This is a genomic window from Gandjariella thermophila (assembly GCF_005405885.1).
GTDB classification, from domain to species: domain Bacteria; phylum Actinomycetota; class Actinomycetes; order Mycobacteriales; family Pseudonocardiaceae; genus Gandjariella; species Gandjariella thermophila.
The window spans coordinates 93,162-112,023 of the sequence record NZ_BJFL01000018.1 but is presented as its reverse complement, the minus strand read 5'-3'; the positions used below and the strand labels follow the sequence as shown (position 1 = coordinate 112,023).

At 73.8% G+C, this 18,862-nt stretch carries 17 protein-coding genes; 10 read left to right on the top strand and 7 right to left on the bottom strand.

The window, feature by feature from the left end:
• The first annotated feature begins 164 nt into the window (after positions 1-164).
• Positions 165-1,112 (top strand): serine/threonine-protein kinase, encoded by a 948-nt coding sequence (locus FFT21_RS17450; protein ID WP_137814946.1) that lies wholly within the window; start codon positions 165-167, stop codon positions 1,110-1,112.
• Positions 1,113-1,147: 35 nt separating this feature from the next.
• Here FFT21_RS17450 and FFT21_RS17445 read toward each other — a convergent pair whose 3' ends face one another.
• Entirely contained in the window at positions 1,148-3,118 is a 1,971-nt protein-coding gene (locus FFT21_RS17445) for an alpha-1,4-glucan--maltose-1-phosphate maltosyltransferase (protein WP_137814945.1), read from the bottom strand.
• A gap of 193 nt (positions 3,119-3,311) precedes the next feature.
• Here FFT21_RS17445 and glgP point away from each other — a divergent pair, with 193 nt between their 5' ends.
• From glgP to FFT21_RS17430, 3 genes are read left to right on the top strand one after another with little or no spacing between them, the layout of a single operon-like run.
• Positions 3,312-5,876, top strand: coding sequence for an alpha-glucan family phosphorylase (gene glgP / locus FFT21_RS17440; RefSeq protein WP_137814944.1), 2,565 nt, complete (start codon positions 3,312-3,314; stop codon positions 5,874-5,876).
• A gap of 53 nt (positions 5,877-5,929) precedes the next feature.
• Positions 5,930-6,193, top strand: a complete 264-nt coding sequence (locus FFT21_RS17435) for a CopG family transcriptional regulator (protein WP_137814943.1) — start codon at positions 5,930-5,932, stop codon at positions 6,191-6,193.
• Between the two features lie 14 nt (positions 6,194-6,207).
• Complete coding sequence (locus FFT21_RS17430) at positions 6,208-6,603, top strand: PIN domain-containing protein (RefSeq protein WP_225978498.1); 396 nt, start codon at positions 6,208-6,210, stop codon at positions 6,601-6,603.
• A gap of 42 nt (positions 6,604-6,645) precedes the next feature.
• On the opposite strand, the gene FFT21_RS17425 is transcribed toward FFT21_RS17430, so the two are convergent.
• From FFT21_RS17425 to FFT21_RS17415, 3 genes are all read right to left on the bottom strand, one after another.
• Positions 6,646-7,038, bottom strand: a complete 393-nt coding sequence (locus tag FFT21_RS17425; RefSeq protein ID WP_137814941.1) for a rhodanese-like domain-containing protein — start codon at positions 7,036-7,038, stop codon at positions 6,646-6,648.
• A gap of 4 nt (positions 7,039-7,042) precedes the next feature.
• A complete protein-coding gene (locus FFT21_RS17420; RefSeq protein WP_137814940.1) occupies positions 7,043-7,600 on the bottom strand; it encodes a cysteine dioxygenase in 558 nt (185 codons plus the stop codon).
• 519 nt (positions 7,601-8,119) lie between these two features.
• On the bottom strand, positions 8,120-8,572 hold the full coding sequence (locus FFT21_RS17415) for an acyl-CoA thioesterase (RefSeq protein WP_137814939.1): 453 nt from the start codon (positions 8,570-8,572) through the stop codon (positions 8,120-8,122).
• A gap of 161 nt (positions 8,573-8,733) precedes the next feature.
• On the opposite strand from FFT21_RS17415, the gene FFT21_RS17410 reads away from it, so the two are divergent.
• Together FFT21_RS17410 and FFT21_RS17405 are read left to right on the top strand one after the other, a co-directional pair.
• Entirely contained in the window at positions 8,734-8,982 is a 249-nt protein-coding gene (locus tag FFT21_RS17410; protein ID WP_371856816.1) for a FitA-like ribbon-helix-helix domain-containing protein, read from the top strand.
• 5 nt (positions 8,983-8,987) lie between these two features.
• Positions 8,988-9,368 carry a type II toxin-antitoxin system VapC family toxin gene (locus tag FFT21_RS17405; protein ID WP_225978502.1) on the top strand — a complete coding sequence of 127 codons (381 nt, stop codon included), beginning with the start codon at positions 8,988-8,990 and terminating at the stop codon, positions 9,366-9,368.
• Here FFT21_RS17405 and glgX read toward each other — a convergent pair.
• On the bottom strand, positions 9,362-11,554 hold the full coding sequence (gene glgX, locus FFT21_RS17400; RefSeq protein ID WP_137814936.1) for a glycogen debranching protein GlgX: 2,193 nt from the start codon (positions 11,552-11,554) through the stop codon (positions 9,362-9,364). The two genes, FFT21_RS17405 and glgX, sit on opposite strands and share 7 nt — an antisense overlap.
• Positions 11,555-11,654: 100 nt before the next feature.
• Here glgX and FFT21_RS17395 point away from each other — a divergent pair, with 100 nt between their 5' ends.
• The 3 genes from FFT21_RS17395 to FFT21_RS17385 all read left to right on the top strand — a co-directional run bounded on the left by FFT21_RS17395 (position 11,655) and on the right by FFT21_RS17385 (position 14,628).
• The gene (locus FFT21_RS17395) at positions 11,655-12,479 is read left to right on the top strand and encodes an ABC transporter ATP-binding protein (RefSeq protein ID WP_225978501.1); all 825 of its coding nucleotides are present in this window, start codon (positions 11,655-11,657) and stop codon (positions 12,477-12,479) included.
• Positions 12,480-12,617: 138 nt separating this feature from the next.
• Entirely contained in the window at positions 12,618-13,397 is a 780-nt protein-coding gene (locus FFT21_RS17390) for an enoyl-CoA hydratase/isomerase family protein (protein WP_137814934.1), read from the top strand.
• 52 nt (positions 13,398-13,449) lie between these two features.
• On the top strand, positions 13,450-14,628 hold the full coding sequence (locus FFT21_RS17385) for a THUMP-like domain-containing protein (RefSeq protein ID WP_137814933.1): 1,179 nt from the start codon (positions 13,450-13,452) through the stop codon (positions 14,626-14,628).
• A gap of 413 nt (positions 14,629-15,041) precedes the next feature.
• On the opposite strand, the gene FFT21_RS17380 is transcribed toward FFT21_RS17385, so the two are convergent.
• Positions 15,042-16,043 carry a nucleoside hydrolase gene (locus FFT21_RS17380; protein ID WP_137814932.1) on the bottom strand — a complete coding sequence of 334 codons (1,002 nt, stop codon included), beginning with the start codon at positions 16,041-16,043 and terminating at the stop codon, positions 15,042-15,044.
• 41 nt (positions 16,044-16,084) lie between these two features.
• Complete coding sequence (locus FFT21_RS17375; RefSeq protein ID WP_137814931.1) at positions 16,085-17,416, bottom strand: glycosyltransferase family 4 protein; 1,332 nt, start codon at positions 17,414-17,416, stop codon at positions 16,085-16,087.
• Positions 17,417-17,633: 217 nt separating this feature from the next.
• Between FFT21_RS17375 and FFT21_RS17370 the strand changes: the two genes are divergently transcribed.
• Positions 17,634-18,848 carry a helix-turn-helix domain-containing protein gene (locus FFT21_RS17370; RefSeq protein WP_137814930.1) on the top strand — a complete coding sequence of 405 codons (1,215 nt, stop codon included), beginning with the start codon at positions 17,634-17,636 and terminating at the stop codon, positions 18,846-18,848.
• Positions 18,849-18,862: the final 14 nt, after the last annotated feature.

Below are 18,862 nucleotides of genomic sequence, written 5' to 3'. Positions count from 1 at the left end.
CTCACCGTGCGTGACGCCGCGCAGATCCTCTACCTGGAGGAGGGCCGGGCGGTGGAGCGCGGCACGCACGAGGAGCTGATGGCCCGCGACGGCCGCTACGCCCAGATGTACCGGGTGCACCAGCGCCAGGCACCGGCACACGTCGCGCCCCGCTCGGAGCCGGCATGACCGGAGCCGCGCGGCCGTCACCGGCGGGACCGCCGCCGGACGGGCCGCCACCGGAGGTGCCGCCGCCGCTGGAAGGGCCGCCACCGTACCCGCCGGGGCACCCGCTCGCCCCGGGCTACCGGGTGATCGCCCACCTGCGCCGCGGCGCCGACCTGGACGCCTACGACGCGTGGAGCGACGAGCGCTACACCCGCTGCTTCGTCAAGACGCCGCGACCGGACCGGGCGCACCGGCCACGGGTGCGCCGCCAGGTACACGCCGAGGGCGGGCTGCTGCTCCGGCTCACCCACCCCGGCCTGGTCCGCGCCTACGACCTTGTCCGCGCCCGCCCCGGCCAACCACCGGTGCTGGTGCTGGAGACGCTGACCGGCGCCACCCTCAGCTACCTGCTGCACCGCGGCGGCCAGCGCCTGGCCACGCCGGACCTGGCGCAGCTCGGCCGGCAACTCTGCTCGGTGCTGCGCTACCTGCACGACCGCGGCTACCTGCACCTGGACCTCAAGCCCGGCAACATCATCGCCGACGCCGGCCGGGCCAGGCTGATCGACCTCGGCCACGCCCGCCGCCCCGGACCCTGCCCCGGTGGGCAGGGCACACCCACGTTCATGGCCCCGGAGCAGGTGACGGGCGGCCACCTCGGCCCGCCGGCCGACGTGTGGGGCGTCGGCCTGGTGCTGTTCGAGTCCGCCACCGGCGTCCAGCCGTTCGAGACGCCCGGCGGCGAACCCCAGCACGCCGACGAGTGCCGCCAACTGCACGCTCCCGCGCCGCCGGTGCGCAGCCTGCGCCGGCTGCCCCGGGCGCTGGCCACCGCCATCGACGGTTGCCTCGACCGCGACCCGGCCCGCCGGCCGACCCTCGCCGACCTGTGGGACGCCTTCGCCACCGTCACCGGCGAGGAGGCCCCGCCTCGCCCGCCGTCGCGGCTCAGCGTTCGATCATGAACGCGGGCGTTCCGTCCAGTCCCGCAACGGTGGGGTCAGTGACGCCGCACGTGGATGATGTGCGCGACGTGGTGCCACGGTTCCAGGCGGACGTAGTTGGCCTGGCCCCAGTCGTAGCTTTCCCCGGTGACCTCGTCGTACGCGGTGAACCGGTGGTGCCAGTCCAGCCCGATGGCCGGCAGGTCCAGCCACAGGGTGCCGTCCTGAGCACCGAACGGGTCGAGGTTCACCACCGAGATCACCGCGTCCCCGGAGGCCGGGTCGGTCTTGGAGTAGGCGATCAGCGCGTCGTTGTCCACGTGGTGGAAGCGGAGCGTGCGGAGCTGCTGCAGGGCGGGATGGGTGCGGCGGATCTCGTTCAGGCGGCGCAGCCAGGGCTCCAGAGAGCGGCCCTCGGCCATGGCCGCGGCGAAGTCCCGGGGCCGCAGCTCGTACTTCTCCGAGTCCAGGTACTCCTCGCTGCCCGGCTCCCTCGCGACGTGCTCGAACAGTTCGTAGCCGGAGTACACGCCCCAGGACGGGGACAGCGTGGCGGCCAGCGCGGCGCGCAGCGCGAACATCGCCGGCCCGCCGTGCTGCAGCGAGGAGTGCAGGATGTCCGGGGTGTTCACGAACAGGTTCGGCCGGGCCTCGTCGGCGTGCGCGACGAGTTCGTTGCCGAACTCGGTCAGCTCCTGCTTGGACGTCCGCCAGGTGAAGTAGGTATAGGACTGCGTGAAGCCCAGCCGGGCCAGCCCGTACAGCCGGGCCGGGCGGGTGAACGCCTCGGACAGGAACAGCACGTCCGGATGGTCCCGCTTGACCTCCCAGATCAGCCGGTGCCAGAAGTTCGGCGGCTTGGTGTGCGGGTTGTCCACCCGGAAGATCCGCACCCCGTGGTCGATCCAGTGTCGCAGCACCCGCAGGATCTCCGCGTACAGGCCCTCCGGGTCGTTGTCGAAGTTCAGTGGGTAGATGTCCTGGTATTTCTTCGGCGGGTTCTCCGCGTACGCGATGGTGCCGTCCGGGCGGGTGGTGAACCACTCCGGGTGCTCGCTGACCCACGGGTGGTCCGGGGCGCACTGCAGCGCGAAGTCCAGCGCCACCTCCAGGCCCACCCGCTCCGCCGCGGCGACGAACTCGTCGAAGTCGGCCAGCGTGCCCAGGTCCGGGTGGATCGCGTCGTGCCCGCCCTCGGCCGAGCCGATCGCCCACGGCGAGCCCACGTCGTCCGGCTCGGCCATGAGCGCGTTGTTGCGGCCCTTGCGGTTCACCTGGCCGATGGGGTGAATGGGCGGCAGGTAGATCACGTCGAAACTCATCGCGGCGACGCGGTCCAGGTGCTTGGCCGCGGTGGCGAAGGTGCCGTGCACCGGCCGGCCCTCGGCGTCCCAGCCGCCGGTGGACCGCGGGAACAGCTCGTACCACGAGCCGAACAGCGCCCTCGGCCGGTCCACCCACAGGCGCAGCGTGCGGCTCCGGGTGACCAGGTCGCGCGGCGGGTCGGCGGACACGATCCGCCGCACCGCATCGGAGAGCGCCGGGGCGATCCGCTCCGGCAGCGGCCGGCCGGCATCCCGCAGCGCCCGCGCCGCGGTGCCCAGCAGTTCCCGCCCGGCGTGCCCGTCCGTCCGGCCGGCCACCCGATCCAGCAGCCGGGCACCGATCTCCAGGTCGTTGGTCAGGTCGTCGACGCCCTGACCGGCCGCCACCTTCGCCTCGACCGCGTGCCGCCAGGTCGACCAGGGGTCCCGCCAGCCCTCGACCCACAGCGTCCACATGCCCTGCGCGTCCGGCACGATCGTCGCACCGAACCGGTCCACGTCGGGCCCGCCGGCCACCATCCGCGTCCGCCGGGCGGCCGGGTCACCCGGGCCCTGCCAGCACACCGTGGCCGCCACCACGTCGTGCCCCTCGGCCCACACCGTCGCCCCGACCGGGACGTGCTCGCCGACCACGGCCTTCGCCGGGTACTCGCCGCAGTCCACCAGGGGGGACAGGTCACTGACGCCGATCCGCCCGCTCACCGGCCACCGTCCCTCTCATCGTCGTGCCCCCGGTTCCGGCGCTCCCTAGTCTGCCTTTCGCGGCGCGCCGGCACCCACCCGGATCCGTCCTTCGGCCCAAAACCCGCCGGGCCAGGCGTCCGGCCACCCGTCAGGGGCGGCCGCGCCGGGAACGTTGCCGGAGACCGCGGCACGCGGGATAGGGTCGGCTGGCGTGAGAGCTCTCCGCCGCTTCACCGTCCGTGCGAGCCTGCCCGAGCCGCTGACCCCGCTCGGCATGCTGGCCACCAACCTGCGCTGGACCTGGCACCCGCCGACGCAGGACCTGTTCGCGTCGGTGGACCCGGACGTGTGGGAGCGGGTCGGCGGCGACCCGCTGCGGCTGCTCGCCGAGGTGTCCGCGGAGCGGCTGGAGAAGCTGGCCCGGGACGAGAACTTCCTGTCCCGCACCAGGGCGGTGGCCGACGACCTGCGCCGCTACCTCACCGCGCCGCGCTGGTACCAGCGACGGCAGGACGAGCTGGCGCACCGCCCTTCGGCGGGCAGCCGGCTGCCGGCGTCGATCGCGTACTTCTCCATGGAGTTCGGCGTCACCGAGGCGCTGCCCAACTACTCCGGCGGGCTCGGCGTGCTGGCCGGCGACCACCTCAAGGCCGCGTCCGACCTGGGCGTGCCGCTGGTCGGGGTGGGCCTGCTGTACCGGTCCGGCTACTTCCGGCAGTCGCTGTCCGCGGACGGCTGGCAGGTCGAGCACTACCCGGTGATCGACCCGAGCGGGCTGCCGCTGGAACTGCTCACCGAGCCCTCCGGCGCGCCGATCCTGGTGCACGTTGCCATGCCGGCCGGGCGGGTGCTGCGGGCGCGGATCTGGAAGGCGCAGGTCGGCCGGATCCCGCTGCTGCTGCTCGACTCGGACGTGCCGGAGAACGACGAGGACCTGCGCGGCGTCACGGACCGGCTCTACGGCGGCGACCAGGACCACCGGATCCGCCAGGAGATCCTGGCCGGCGTCGGCGGGGTCCGTGCGGTGCGCACGTACTGCGAGCTGACCGGCCATCCGCAGCCGGAGGTCTTCCACACCAACGAGGGCCACGCCGGTTTCCTCGGCCTGGAACGCATCCGCGAGCTGGTCACCACCGACGGGCTGGACTTCGACGAGGCGCTGGCCGCGGTCCGCGCCGGCACCGTGTTCACCACGCACACCCCGGTGCCGGCCGGCATCGACCGGTTCCCGGTGGACCTGGTGCAGCACTACTTCGGCCACGGCGAGTTGCTGCCCGGCATCCCGGTGCAGCGGGTGCTCGCGCTCGGTGCCGAGGACAACCCCGGGCTGTTCAACATGGCCAACATGGGTCTGCGGCTGGCCCAGCGCGCCAACGGGGTGTCCAAGCTGCACGGCCGGGTCAGCCGGGAGATGTTCCGCGGGCTGTGGCCGGGTTTCGACACCGACGAGGTGCCGATCGGCTCGGTCACCAACGGCGTGCACGGGCCCACTTGGGCCGCCCGGGAGATCAGCAAGCTGATCGGCGAGCCCGATGTGGACGGTCCGGTCGGGCTGCGCGGCATGGAACCGGTCAGCGACGCGCTGCTGTGGGAGCTGCGCTGCGGGTTGCGCGCCCGGCTGGTGGAGGAGGTGCGCCGGCGGGTGCGCGCGGCGTGGCGCCAGCGCGGCGCCTCCGACCTGGAGCTGGGCTGGACCGACTCGGTGTTCGACCCGGACGTGCTCACCATCGGCTTCGCCCGCCGGGTGCCCACCTACAAGCGGCTCACCCTGATGCTGCGCAACCCGGACCGGCTGCGCGCCCTGCTGCTCGACCCGAAGCGGCCGATCCAAGTCGTGGTGGCCGGCAAGTCGCACCCCGCCGACGACGGCGGCAAGGCGCTGATCCAGCAGATCGTGCGGTTCGCCGACGACCCGGAGGTGCGGGCCCGGATCGCTTTCCTGCCCGACTACGACATGCAGCTCGCCCGCTACCTGTACTGGGGCTGCGACGTGTGGCTGAACAACCCGCTGCGGCCGCTGGAGGCGTGCGGCACGTCCGGGATGAAGGCCGCGCTCAACGGCGGGCTCAACCTGTCCATCCGGGATGGCTGGTGGGACGAGTTCTTCGACGGCGGCAACGGGTGGGCGATCCCCACCGCGGACGGGGTGTCCGACGCCAACCGCCGGGACGATCTGGAGGCCGCCGCGCTGTACGACCTGATCGCCACCCAGGTCGCCCCGCTGTTCTACGACCGCGGCGAGGACGGCGTGCCGGCCCGCTGGATGGCCATGGTGCGGCACACCCTGGCCACCCTCGGCCCCGGCGTCCAGGCCGGCCGGATGGTCCGCGAGTACGTGGACTCCTACTACGCCCCGGCGGCCGCGTCCGCCGAGGCGGTCCGCGCGGACGGCTACCAGGGCGCCAAGCAGCTTGCCGAGTTCCGTGCCCGGGTCCGCGCCGCGTGGCCGAGGGTCCGGGTGGTGGACAGCGACCTGTCCGCGGGCGGTGCCAGCCCGCCGCTGCTCGGCGCCCCGGTCACGGTGCGCGCCCAGGTGGACCTGGCCGGGCTGGATCCGTCCGATGTGGATGTCCAGGCGGTGGTGGGCAAGGTGGCCGAGTCCGGCGAGCTGCACGACGTGGTCACCACGTCCATGGCGGAGGACGGCCACGGCGGGTACGCCGTCGAGCTGCCGCTGCCGCACGCCGGCTCCCTCGGCTACACCGTGCGGGTGCTGCCCCAGCACGGCCTGCTCGCCACCCCCGCCGAACTCGGCAAGGTCGTCCTGGCCGGGTAGCCGGAAAATCGCCGTTCGCCGGGTTGTATGCCACCATTGGTAGGATTCGGAGTATGGGCGAGACTACCGAGAAGGTGTCCATCACCTTGCCACGAGACGTCGCGGAGGCCGCCCGGGCCCGCAGCGGCCGTTCCGGCCTCTCCTCCTACGTGGCGGCCGCCGTTGCTCGCCAGCTCGAACGCGACAACCTCAGTGAGTTGATCGCGGTGGCCGAAGCCGAGCACGGACCCGTCACTGACGAGGAGATCCAGCAGACGCGCGACGCACTGTCGCGTGCTCGCGAGCAACAGCAGCCGAGCGGGCCGAACACCGCGTGAGCCCCTCTCGCGCCGTGCCTGCCGGCACCGTTGTCCTGGACAGCGAAGGTCTTGCCAAGGCTGTGTCCCGCGACCGCGGCATCACCAGGTGGTTCGCGCTGGCGCGCGCCGACGATCTCCGTGTGTTGACGAGCGCGGCAACGCTGGTTGAAGTGGTGCACCCGAAAATCAATCGTCCGGCCCTGGAGTGGACGCTCTCCCGTATCGTCGTCGAGCCGGTGAGTGAGGCCATTGCCCGTGCTGCTGCGGCACTGCTGAGCGAGGCAGGCCGGCACGGGCACAAGCACGCCATCGACGCCATGCTCGCCGCCACCGCACTCGCGGCCGCGGCGCCGGTCACCATCCTCACCTCGGATCCGGACGACCTCGCGACGCTCTGTGGTGGCCGGGTGACGGTCGTGAAGATCTGACCGGTGCGGCAGGACTCGATCAGGTACTCGTGACCTTGGCGGTCAGGGGATCGCCGGGCGTCCGCCGGGGACGGTGGGTAGGCCGGCCGCATGCCAGGCCCGGAACCCGCCGACGAGGTCGGTGGCCCGGCGCAGGCCGAGCCGGCGCAGGTCGCGGGCGGCGAAGCTGGACGCGTAGCCCTCGTTGCACAGCACCACCACCGGAGTGTCCTCGGTGAATCCGGCGATCCGGTGCTCGCCGGCCGGGTCGAGCCGCCACTCCAGCACGTTCCGCTCGATGATCACGGCGCCCGGAATCTCGCCCTCGGCGAGGCGGAAGGCATGCGGGCGGATGTCCACCAGCAGCGCACCGGACCGGCGCAGCGCGTCGGCCCGGTGCGGGTCCACCCGGTCGAGCCCGGCGCGGGCCTCGGCGAGCAGTTCGTCGACGGTCATGTGATCAGTCCCCGGCGGCCACCACGGCCGTGGACGACGCCGCGGTGCCGGCGGAGTCGGCCGGGACGTCGGCGAGCGAGGCGTACTCGCGCACCGGCAGCAGCGGCGGCGAGTAGGCGTGCACGCTGGCCGCCCGCTCCGTGCCCAGATTGCGTACCTGGTGCGCGCGGTACGGGCCGAAGCCGAGCCGGCTGCCGGCACCGAGCCGGTGGCCGCGGATCGGGCCGCCGGGGTAGCGGTAGTCCTCGGTCAGCTCGCCGAGCAGCACGGTGAACGCCCCGGACGCGCCGCCGTGGTCGTGCGGCTCGGTGCCCTGGCCGGGCAGCCAGGACAGCAGCCACAGCTCCACCCCGCCGGTCAGCGCGAGCCGGGTCCACCAGCGCTGCCTCGGCTCGAAGCGGAGCACACCGAGCAGCGGGGCGGCCAGGTCGGTGGCCACCGTGGTGGTCAGGTCACGCAGCTCGCTCGCTGTCCACAGTGGACGTTCAGGGGCGATCAGGTCACGCAGCCGGGGAAGGTCGAACTCGGGATGGATGTCCACCGGGGTGGTGGAGGCCGTCATGGGTCCGCTCCTGGTCGTCTCGGTCGGAAAGGCACAGCGGAGGAACCGACGCGGCGCGGGCATGCCGACGTTCCCGGGGTGACGACCGGTGCGGTGGTCCGCGGCGACCGTGCCGGGCGCACGTCGCCTCCCGCACGACCAGCCGGCCGTGATCCGGACGGGGCTCTTCGTCAGCCGAGAACGTCCTGAACCCGCCGCGCATCCGCGGGCGCGGTGCGGCAGGCGGGCAGGATCATCGCTCGCGCCGCGTCCGGCTACACCGGCAGGAGGCGACCAGCAGCAGGTCGACGGTGCGATCGCGCCAGGTCAGCAGCGGGCGGGACACGGAAGGCATCCTGCCAGCCGCGCCACCGCCCGGACAACGGCTCCCATCATGTGGACGAAGTGCGTCCGGTTCCGGCCGCCCCACCGGTGGCGACGCGCGGTGGTCGGCCCGCCGCGTTGCGGCACCGGGCGTTCGGGGCGCCGCGGGGCGGAACGTCGCACCGGTGCGGCATCAAACGTCGCACCGGTGCGGGATCAGAGGCCGAGGAGTTCCGGGGCCGTGGCCAGGGCGCGGAAGTGCTTGCCGGGATCGGCGACCAGGCGGCGGGTGCGCAGGTCGAGCATGCCGCCGACACCGGTCACCTCGGCCACCAGCGTGCCATCGTCCAGCCGGAACTCGTGCCGGACCTGGAACGTCCTGCCCTCATCCCAGACGAACCCGCAGCTCACCGTCACCTCGTCGCCGGCGCGCAGTTCCCGGTGGTAGCGGAGGGTCTCCTCCAGCCGGACCGGCGAGACGCCGCGCGCGTGCAAGGCCCGCTGGCCGACCCCGGCCGCGCGCAGGCACTCCCAGCGGGAATGCTCGCTGTACTGCAGGTAGATCGCCCCGTTGACATGCCCCTGAACGTCCAATTCGTAGACGCGGACGGGGATGCGGACCCGGAACGTGCCGGCCTGCCGCGACTCGTCTTCGGACAACGACACCATGCCGCGGAGGCTAGCCGCGCGCACCGACAGTCCCGCCCCGGAAAGCGGACCGATCGCGCTGCTTCAGAAGCGGGCGCGGAACAGCAGCAGGACGCGGGCCGGGAGCGGGCGTATGTATACAAAATGTATTGACAGTGAGCTAATATGGCAGCATGAATTCGTTGTTGCAGATCAGGGGGGTGCCCGAGGAGACCCGGCGTGCCCTGAAGGCGCGCGCCGCCGCATGTGGCAAGTCGCTCAACAGCTATCTCCTGGACCTGGTCAACCGCGAGGCCGCCCGGCCAACAGCGGCCGAGGTTCTCGACCGGGCCGCCCGCCGCGCCGAGCGTGCCGACGTCTCCGCGCTTGACAGCGTGGCTGACGCGCGAGCGGAACGCGACAGGCAGTTGCGAGGCGGGTCCCGGCCTTGATCGTCGTGGACAGTGCCGCGATCGTCGACGCGCTCAGTGGCGTGGACGGCACCGGCGACCTCCGCAAGGTGCTCGCGACCGAGGAGTTGCACGCACCCGCGCTGCTCGATTTCGAAGTCGTGTCGGCCCTGCGCGGCCTCACCGTGGCCGGACACCTCAGCCCAGCCCGAGCCCACGACCTGCTCACGGACTACGACGACCTACCACTCCACCGGTGGGCCTTCGAGGACGGCCTGCGGCGTCGAGCCTTCCAGCTCCGCAACAACATCTCCGCCTACGACGCGGCCTACGTCGCGCTCGCCGAAACACTCGGATGCACCCTCGTCACCCGCGACGCCCGACTCGGCCGATCCGCCGGGCACGACGCCCACATCGCCGTCTACTGAACGGTCAGCCGGTGGCGTGGAAGCCCGGCAGCCGCACACCGAACACGCGTCGCGATGGGGGGATGCGAGAAGCGGGCGCGGAACAGCAGCAGGGTGCGGGCGGGAAGCGGTAGCGCGGTGCCGGGGGCGAGCGGTTCGGTGGACGCCGGGACGCCGTCCGCGCTGCCGGTGTCCAGCACCGGCTCGTAGAGCCCGCCGTACTCCGGCCCGGGCAGCACCAGTTCGGTGGGCTCGGCCGCGGCGTGCAGCACGACCAGCCAGGAGTGGTCGGCGACCAGTTCACCCTCCCGGTTGCGGGACCGGCAGTCCGAGCCGTCGATCCACATCACCAGGGTGCGGCGGTCCGCGTCGAACCAGTCCGCCTCGGTCATCTCCGCGCCGTCCTCGCGCAGCCACATCAGGTCTGGTGTGCCGCTCGGGGTGGTGCGGCCCTCGAAGAACTCGGGCTGCCGCAGCGCGGGGCAGCCGGCGCGGACCGCGATCACGTTGCGGGTGAACGCCACCATGTCCTTGGCCTCGCCGTCGCCGGTCCACGCCACCCAGGAGGTCGCGTTGTCCTGGCAGTACGCGTTGTTGTTGCCGCCCTGGGTGCGCCACAGCTCGTCCCCGGCGAGCAGCATCGGGGTGCCGGTGGACAGCAGCAGGGTGGCCAGCAGGTTGCGGGCCTGCTTCAGTCGCAGTGCGCGCACCTCCGAATCGTCGGTCTCGCCCTCCACGCCGCAGTTCCATGACCGGTTGTCGTCCGTGCCGTCCCGGTTGTCCTCGCCGTTGGCCTCGTTGTGCTTGCGGCGATAGGACACCAGGTCGCGCAGGGTGAACCCGTCGTGCGCGGTGACGAAGTTGATCGACTGCCACGGCCGGCGGCCGCCCGGCGCATACAGGTCCGAGGACCCGGACAGCCGGTAGGCCAGGTCGCGGACGTCCACCACGCCGCGCCAGAAGTCCCGCACGGTGTCCCGGTACCGGCCGTTCCACTCCGCCCACTGCGCGCCGAACCCGCCTACCCGATAGCCGTCCGGGGTGGCGTCCCACGGCTCGGCGATCAGCTTGCGCCGGCACAGCACCGGGTCCGTGGCGATGGCGGTGAGCAGCGGGGCGTCCGGGTGGAACGGGCCGCCGCCGGGCCGGCCCAGCACGCTGGCCAGGTCGAAGCGGAACCCGTCCACGCCGAGTTCCTCGGCCCAGTACCGCAGCGAGTCGGTGACCAGCCGGACCACTGCCGGTGAGCCGGCGTCCAGGGTGTTGCCGCAGCCGGTGAGGTCCAGCGGGGTGCCGTCCGGTGCGTGCAGGTAGTAGGCGGGGGCGTCCAGGCCGCGGAAGCTCAGCGTCGGGCCGGTGAGATCGCCCTCCCCGGTGTGGTTGAACACCACGTCCACGATCACCTCGATGCCCACCGCGTGCAGCGCGGCCACCATCGTGCGGAACTCCTCCACCTCCCGGCCGGGTTCGCTGGCGTAGCCGGGATGCGGCGCGAGGAAACCCAGCGGCGAGTAGCCCCAGTAGTTGCGCCGGCCGGTGCGCAGCAGCGGCGGCTCGTCGACGAACGCGTGCACGGGAAGCAGCTCCACCGCGGTCACCCCGAGCCGGAGCAGGTGGTCCAGCACCGCCGGGTGGGCCAGGCCGAGGTACGTGCCGCGCTGGTGCTCCGGCACCTCCGGGTGGCACCTGGTGAACCCGCGCACGTGCAGCTCGTAGATCACCGTCTCCTCGAACGGCACCTCCGGCGTGACACCGGTGTCCGGGCCACCCGGCGAGGTGACCACGGACAGCGGCACGCCGCCCAGCGAGTCGGCCGGCGACGGCGGCCCGGTCATCGGGTCGTCCAGGTAACCGAGCGCGGCGGCCAGGTCCACCTGCTCCCCGGTGATCCGCCGCGCGTACGGGTCGACCAGCAGCTTCGCCGGGTTGCACCGCTGCCCGGCCGCCGGCCGGTACGGGCCGTACACCCGGTAGCCGTAGCGCTGGCCGGGGGTGACGCCGGCCAGCACGCCGTGCCACACCCCGAAGGTGCGCTCGGTCAGCTCGACCCGCCGCTCGCCGCCGTCGTCGTCGACCAGGCACACCTCCACGGCCTCGGCGATGGACGAGGCCACGGCGAAGCGGACGCCGCCCGCCTCGGGGTGCGCCCCGAGCGGGAACGGGCGTCCGGCGAGCACGTGTGGCGGTGTCTCGGTGGGTCGCGACATCCCGCCGATCCTGCCCAACTGTCCGACCCAGTGCACGGACGGGTGGTGCGCGTCGTCAACAATGGGCGCCGTGACGGACCACGGCGCGACCCAGGGCACGGTGCGGCAGGGCTCGGACGGGCGGCACGAGGTCGACGTGACCGACCTCGTGGTGCACCTGGCGGACATTAACGTCCGCCGGGGGACCAACCTGCTGCTGAAGTCGGTGGACTGGAGCGTCGAGCTGGACGAGCGGTGGGTGATCCTCGGCCCCAACGGCGCCGGCAAGACCACCCTGCTGCAGATCGCCGGCGCCGAACTGCACCCCACGTCCGGCACCGTCCACCTGCTCGGCGACCGGCTCGGCCGGGTGGACGTTTTCGAACTGCGGCCCCGGATCGGCCTCTGCTCCGCCGCGCTGGCCAACCGGGTGCCGTCCCAGGAGAAGGTCTCCGACGTGGTGGTCAGCGCCGGGTACGCGGTGCTCGGCCGGTGGCGGGAGAACTACGACCAGCTGGACACCGGCCGCGCGGCGGACCTGCTCAAGTCGATGGGGGTCGGCCACCTCGCGGACCGCATGTTCGGCACCCTGTCCGAGGGCGAGCGGAAGCGGGTACTGATCGCCCGGGCGCTGATGACCGACCCGGAGATGCTGCTGCTGGACGAGCCCGCCGCCGGGCTGGACCTGGGCGGCCGGGAGGACCTGGTGGCTCGGCTGTCCGAGCTGGCCCTCGACCCGGACGCGCCGACCACGATCCTCGTCACCCACCATGTCGAGGAGATCCCGCCGGGGTTCACCCACGCGCTGCTGCTCCGCGACGGCGGCGTGGTCGCCCAAGGCCTGCTGGACGACGTGCTCACCGCGGAGAACCTGTCCGCCACGTTCGGCCAGGACCTGGAGCTGCAGCGCGCCGGCGACCGGTTCTTCGCCCGCCGCCGCACCTGACAGGCCTGTTCCGGGACTGAACTGAGCTGTGATGACGAGCACGGGAACGCGCCAGGGCAGGAACCAGCACTGACGTGCGCCACCCCCAGGTAGCCTGCCGTCGACACGGTTCTCGGTGACGTCGAGGAGGACGCGGGCGTGGGAGAGTTCGTCAGGCTCGAGGTGGACGGCGCCGTCGGCACCATCCGGCTGGACCGGCCGAAGATGAACGCGCTGAACAAGCAGGTCCAGGAGGAGATCCGGGCGGTGGCCACCGAGGTCAGCGGCCGCGAGGACATCCGGGCCGTGGTCGTCTACGGCGGGCCCAGGGTGTTCGCCGCCGGCGCGGACATCAAGGAGATGGCCGAGGCCTCCTACGCCGACATGGCCACCCGCGCGCACGCGCTGTCCTCGGCGTTCAGCGCGGTGGCCGAGATCCCCAAGCCCACCGTCGCGGCGATCAACGGCTACGCCCTGGGTGGCGGTTTCGAGTTGGCGCTGTGCTGCGACCGGCGGATCGCCGCGTCGGACGCCCAGGTCGGCCAGCCGGAGATCCTGCTGGGCATCATCCCGGGCGCGGGCGGCACCCAGCGGCTGGCCCGCCTGGTCGGCCCGAGCAAGGCCAAGGACATCGTCTACACCGGACGGTTCGTGGCCGCGGCCGAGGCGCTGTCCCTCGGCATGGTGGACGAGGTCGTGGAACCGGACGACGTCTACGACACCGCGCGGCGCTGGGCGGAGCAGTTCGCGAACGGCCCGGCCAGGGCGCTCGCCGCGGCTAAGGCGGCCATCGACGGCGGGCTGGACGGCGACCTGGGCAGCGGGCTGAAGCTGGAGAGCCACCTGTTCGCCGCGCTGTTCGCCACCGAGGACCAGACCATCGGCATGCGCTCGTTCATCGAGAGCGGGCCGGGCAAGGCGAAGTTCGTTGGCCGGTGACGCGGTGGCCGGCGGCCCGGCCGGTGCCGCGGGGCTGGCCCGCTGACCCGGCGTGGCCTACCGGTTCTCCCTGGACGACGTGGCGTTCCTGCGCTCGCCGGCCGGCCGCGCCGCGCTGGCCCAGGCGGCGGAACTGCCGCTGACCCCGGCGTCCCGGCGCTCCGACGTGGCGGCGCTGCGCCGGTCGGTGGGTGAGCGGTTCGCCGCCGCCGTGCTGGAGACCGCGCTGCTGCGCCGCCGCGCCGAGTCCAAACTCGACGATGCGGGGGAGTGGCTGTTCACCCAGGACGCGGTGCAGCAGGCCACCGCCACCCCGGTCGCCGAGCACCGCGCCCGCCGGCTGGCCGGCCGGGACGTGCACGACGTGACCTGCTCGGTCGGCGCCGACCTGGCGGTCGCCGCCCGGGTCGCCGACCGCTGCGTGGGTTCCGACGTCGACGCGGTGCGGCTGGCCATGGCCGCGCACAACTGCGCCGCCGCTGGCGTCGAGCCGCTGCTGGTGCGGGCGGACGCGCTGCGCCCGGTGTCGCGGAACGCCGTGGTGCTCGCCGACCCGGCCCGGCGGGACGGTGCCGGGCGCCGCCGGTTCCGGCCCGCCGACCTGGTGCCGCCGCTGGACGAGTTGGCCGCCGCCTGGCACGGCCGCGACCTGGCGGTGAAATGCGCGCCGGGACTGGACTTCGAGACCGTGCCGTGGGCCGGCGAGATCGAACTCGTGTCGCTGTCCGGCCAGGTGCGCGAGGCATGCCTGTGGACCGGGTCGCTGGCCACCCCCGGCGTGCGGCGCCGGGCCACCGTTCTGCGCCGCGGCCATCCGATGTGGACGGTGACGGACGCCGACCCGGACGGCTGCCCGGTGCGCGAGCCGGGTGCCTGGCTGGTCGACCCGGACGGCGCGGTGGTGCGCGCCGGGCTGGTCCAGCAGTACGCGGCCCGGCACGGCCTCGGCCAACTCGACCCGCGGATCGCCTACCTCACCGGCGATACCCCGCCGCCGGGCATCCGCGCGTTCCGCGTGCTGGAGCACGGCCGGTACACCGAGAAGGCGCTGCGCCAGGCCCTGCGCCGGCGCGGCGTCGGCCGGCTGGAGATCCTGGTCCGCGGCCTGGACGTGGACCCGGACGCGCTGCGCCGCCGGCTCCGCCCCGCCGGCGACGCCGAGGCCACCGCCGTACTCACCCGCATCGGCCGCGACCCCGTCGCGTTCCTCTGCACCGCCGAGCGCACCTAGCAGCCGACCCCACGTCAGGCGGAGATGCTCATTCCATGCCGGGCATGGCTACCGGCAGGCCCGCCGCGCGTGCGGCGTCGGCCATCCAGCGGTCATCCGGCACCAACGGGGAACTCAGCCGCACCCGCAGCTTCCACTACTCGATCTTCAGTGGAAGTCACCGACCCCAACGACGCCGAGTCGCGTTGGTGCGGGTGCCTACATACTCAAGCAGCTTGCCCCCGTCCTGGGGCGCTGACGGCCAAAACACGACGGAACCCCAGTCATCGCGACCGGGGTCCTGGTGTCTGCCGTGGGTCCCGCTGACCCCAGTGCGAGGCGGAGGCGACCAGATCGCGCAATCCGCCGCTATCCGCGGACATTTCCGCGACGGTCGGCGCGGACTCCGGAAAGTCGCCCCGGCCCGGTCGGCGTCAACGGTTGCCGGCCGGTGACACCGCGCCGGAGGGGCGGGCGGTGGCGAGCCGGTCGAGCAGGAACTCGCGTAGCACCGCGAGGTCCACGTCGACGGCCACGTCCACCGGGCGGCCGGTGCGGCCGGCCGCCTCCCGGACCCGTGCCGGGCGGCGGTCGGGCAGCACCGCGCCGCGGCCCGGTCCGAAGGAGCACTCGACAGAAAGCGGCATCGGCTCGGTGCGCAGGATGCCCGGCCGGACCGCCTCGGCCAGCGCCACCGCGTCGTGCAGCACCATGCCGTCGATGCCCAGCATGCGGCGGTAGTTCTCCCGGTAGCTCGGGGTGAGCCCGACCAGCGCCGCGCCCAGCGGCCCGGACTCGGCCAGCCGGTCCAGCCAGCCGGCGTCGACCGCGCAGCGGTGCGTCAGATCCAGCGGTACCAGCACGGTCGGCACGTCCTCCTCGGCCAGCACCCGGTGCGCCGCCTCCGGGTCGCTCCACACGTTGAACTCGGCGGCCGCGGTGACGTTGCCGCCGTCCAGCCCGCCACCCATGACCACCAGCCGGTCGATCTTCGGCCGCACCGAGGGGTGCGCGGCCAGCAGCAGCGCGACGTTGGTGAGCGGACCGATCGCGGCCAGGGTGACCGGCCGCTCGGTGGCGTGCAGCAGCGCGGCCAGCCGGGCCACGCCGTCGCCGGGTTCCGCGGCGCGACCCGGTTCGGGCAGCGTGCCGGCCCGGCCGGACAGTCCGTCGGCGCCGTGCACGTGGCTCGCGCGGTGCGGCTGCGGGTGCACCAGTGGGCGCTCCGCCCCGACCAGCACGGGCACGTCCGCCCGGCCGGTCGCGGCGAGGACCCGCAGCGCGTTGGCCGTGGTGCCGGCGAGCGTCACGTTGCCGTAGACCGCGCTCACCGCGAGCAGGTCGATCGCCGGGCTGGTCGCGGCCAGCGCGATGGCGAACGCGTCGTCCACGCCGGGGTCGGTGTCGATGATCAACGGTGTTGCCGGGGACGTCACCCCCTGATCCTCGCCCACGCCGGCCCGCGCGGGCCAGCGGATCAGCCGTCGAAGGCGTTCCCGGTGGCGATCTTCGGGCGGCCGAGCGGGGTGGCCGGCCGGACCGTGGCCGCCGCGTAGACCTCGGCGGTGGCCGCGGCGATCCGGGACCAGTCGAAGTCGGTGGCCAGCCGTGCCCGGGCGGCGCGGGCCCGGCGGCGTGCGGCCGGCGGATCGTCCAGCACGGCGCGTACCGCGTCCGCGATACCGGCCACGTCGGCCGGGGCGAAGGACAGCCCGGTGTCGCCGTCCACCACCACCTCGCCCAGCCCGCCCGCGGTGGACGCCACCAGCGGGACGCCTGCCGCCGCGGCCTCCAGCGCCACCATGCCGAACGGCTCGTACCTGCTCGGCAGCACCACGGCGTCCGCGGCGGCGAGCAGCGCGGCCAGATCGCGGTCCGGCAGGTAGCCGGCGAAGTCCACCGCGCGGCGCACCCGCAGCCGGCGGGCGTCCTCGGCCAGCGCACCCGCATACGTGCCCTGGCCGGCGACGACCAGCCGGGTGCCGGGATGGTGGCGGCGGATCCGGGGCAGCGCGGCGATCAGGTCGTGCACCCCCTTCTCCCACTCCAGCCGGCCGAAGCAGACCAGCAGCGGGCCGCCGTCGCCGCCGTCGCCGCCGTCGCCGCCGTCGCCGCCGTCGCCGCCGTGCCGCCGGCCGTGCTGTTTGCCGCCTCCGCGGGAAAGAGCGCGTCGGCGGGCCGCGGCCACCTCGGCGCGCCGCACCCGCCACCGGCGCGGATCGATCCCGTTGGGCAGCACGGTGATCGCCGCGGGATCCACCTCGAACAGGTGCGCCACCTCCGCGCGCATCGCCGCCGAGCAGGTGATCAGTGCGTCGGCCCGGTTGGCCAGCCACCATTCCACCGAGTGCACCTGCTGGTTGAGCGGCTGGGACAGCCAGCCGCGGTGCCGGCCGGCCTCGGTGGCATGCACCGTCGCCACCAGGGGCACCCCGCCGGCCTCGGCCAGCGCCACGGCCGGATGGGTCACCAGCCAGTCGTGCGCGTGCACCACGTCCGGCCGCCAGCCCGAGGCCAGCAGCGCGTACCCGGCCCGCACCATGGCGTGCCCCATGGCCAGCGTCCACGCCACCAGGTCCCGCTCGAAGGTCAGGTGCGGCGGGTCCTCGGCCACCCGCAGCACGCGCACCCCGGCCACCACGGTGTCCTCGGTCGGGTGGGTCACCGCGTCGGTGCCGAACGGCTGCCGGCACAGCACCACCACGTCGTGCCCCTGCTCGGCGAGCCGCGCGGCCAGCGCGTGCACGTGCCGGCCCAGCCCGCCAACCACCACCGGCGGGTATTCCCAGGACAGCATCAACACGCGCATCAGCAGCCTCCTCGCCCGGCGGACCGGACGACGTTATCCGCATCCGCCCCGGCCCGGCCACGCGCCGGTCCCCGCGTCCGATGCGCCGAACGGCGGCCGGCGGGGGAGACTGTTCGGTAACCTGCTGACGACGAATTGTCGCCGCGCTGTTACCTCCCGTGCCCGCCGCGGCAGGCACCATTTGGCCGATCGGTGAGCCGATCGGGGAGGTGGCGGCATGGACGACGGGCACGAGATCGGCCGGCGGCTACGCGAGATCCGCTCCTGGCGGCAGCTCAGCATCCGCGCCGTAGCCGAGCTGTCCGGGCTGTCCTGGGGCTACCTGGCCAAGATCGAGCGCGGCGAGAAGCCGGTGACCAAGCGGTCCGTGCTGGACGCCCTGGCCCGCTCACTGCGGGTGTCGCCGACCGAGCTGACCGGCCAGCCGTACCCGCCGTCCGACCCGCCGTCCAGTGACGCGCACGCCGCGGTCGCGGGCGTGGAGACCGCGCTGGCGGAGTACGAGCTGGGCACCGACCCGGAGGTGACGCCGCGGCCGTGGCCGGAGCTGGTCGCCGCGCTTCGGCACCTCAACGAGGTGGTGCGGGCCCGCGCCGACTACGCCGAGCAGGGCACGATCGTGCCCGGCCTGCTGGCCGAGCTGCACGCCACCTACGTGCGCGACCCGAGGCGGCGGCGGGAGGCGCTGGTCGGCCTGCTGCACGCCTACCACGCGGCCGCGGTGCTCACCAGGAACCAGGGCGTGCGCGGGCTGCCACTGCTCGCGGTGCGGCTGGCCCAGACGGTGGCCGAGGAGCTGGGCGACCCGGCCTGGCTCGGCGTGACGGCATGGATGCGGGGACACGTCTGCGGGCACCTCACCCGGCGGCTGGCGTACCAGCTCAGCGTGCGGGCCGCGGACGAGCTGCGGCCGCACCTGGCCGAATCCAACGCCGCCCAGGTCTACGGCATGTTGCAGCTCAACGCCGCGCTGGCGTGCGCGGCGCAGGGGCGGGCCGAGGAGACCCGGGCCCACCTGGCCGAGGCGGAGGACGTCGCCGCGCGGCTGCCCGAGCACCGGGAGAACTTCGGCTACCTCTACTTCGGTCCGGACAACGTGGGCGTGTGGCGGGTCAGCCTGGCCACCGAACTGGGCGAGGGACCGAAGGTGGCGGAGCTGGCCCGCGGGGTGCGGCCGGAGGCGATCCCGGCGGCGGCGCGGCAGGCGATGTTCTACTCGGATCTCGGGCGCGCGCTGGTCGCCGAGCGGGCCACCCGGGAGGAGGGCATCCGCGCGCTGGTGAAGGCGGAGTCCATCGCGCCGCAACGGGTGCGGCACAACGTGTTCGTCCGGGAGACGGTGGCCAACCTGCTCACCACGGCCCGCCGGGACGCCGGCGGCCGGGAGCTGCGTGGCCTGGCCTGGCGGATGGGTGTTGCGCCTACCGGGTGATGAGCGGGCGGTGT

Excerpts from the sequence above, each read along its gene's own strand:
- FFT21_RS17450 (WP_137814946.1), top strand. The coding sequence starts at position 165 with ATGACCGGAGCCGCGCGGCCGTCACCGGCGGGACCGCCGCCGGACGGG.
- FFT21_RS17435 (WP_137814943.1), top strand. The coding sequence starts at position 5,930 with ATGGGCGAGACTACCGAGAAGGTGTCCATCACCTTGCCACGAGACGTC.
- FFT21_RS17425 (WP_137814941.1), bottom strand. The coding sequence starts at position 7,038 with ATGACCGTCGACGAACTGCTCGCCGAGGCCCGCGCCGGGCTCGACCGG.
- FFT21_RS17420 (WP_137814940.1), bottom strand. The coding sequence starts at position 7,600 with ATGACGGCCTCCACCACCCCGGTGGACATCCATCCCGAGTTCGACCTT.
- FFT21_RS17415 (WP_137814939.1), bottom strand. The coding sequence starts at position 8,572 with ATGGTGTCGTTGTCCGAAGACGAGTCGCGGCAGGCCGGCACGTTCCGG.
- glgX (WP_137814936.1), bottom strand. The coding sequence starts at position 11,554 with ATGTCGCGACCCACCGAGACACCGCCACACGTGCTCGCCGGACGCCCG.
- FFT21_RS17375 (WP_137814931.1), bottom strand. The coding sequence starts at position 17,416 with ATGCGCGTGTTGATGCTGTCCTGGGAATACCCGCCGGTGGTGGTTGGC.
- FFT21_RS17370 (WP_137814930.1), top strand. The coding sequence starts at position 17,634 with ATGGACGACGGGCACGAGATCGGCCGGCGGCTACGCGAGATCCGCTCC.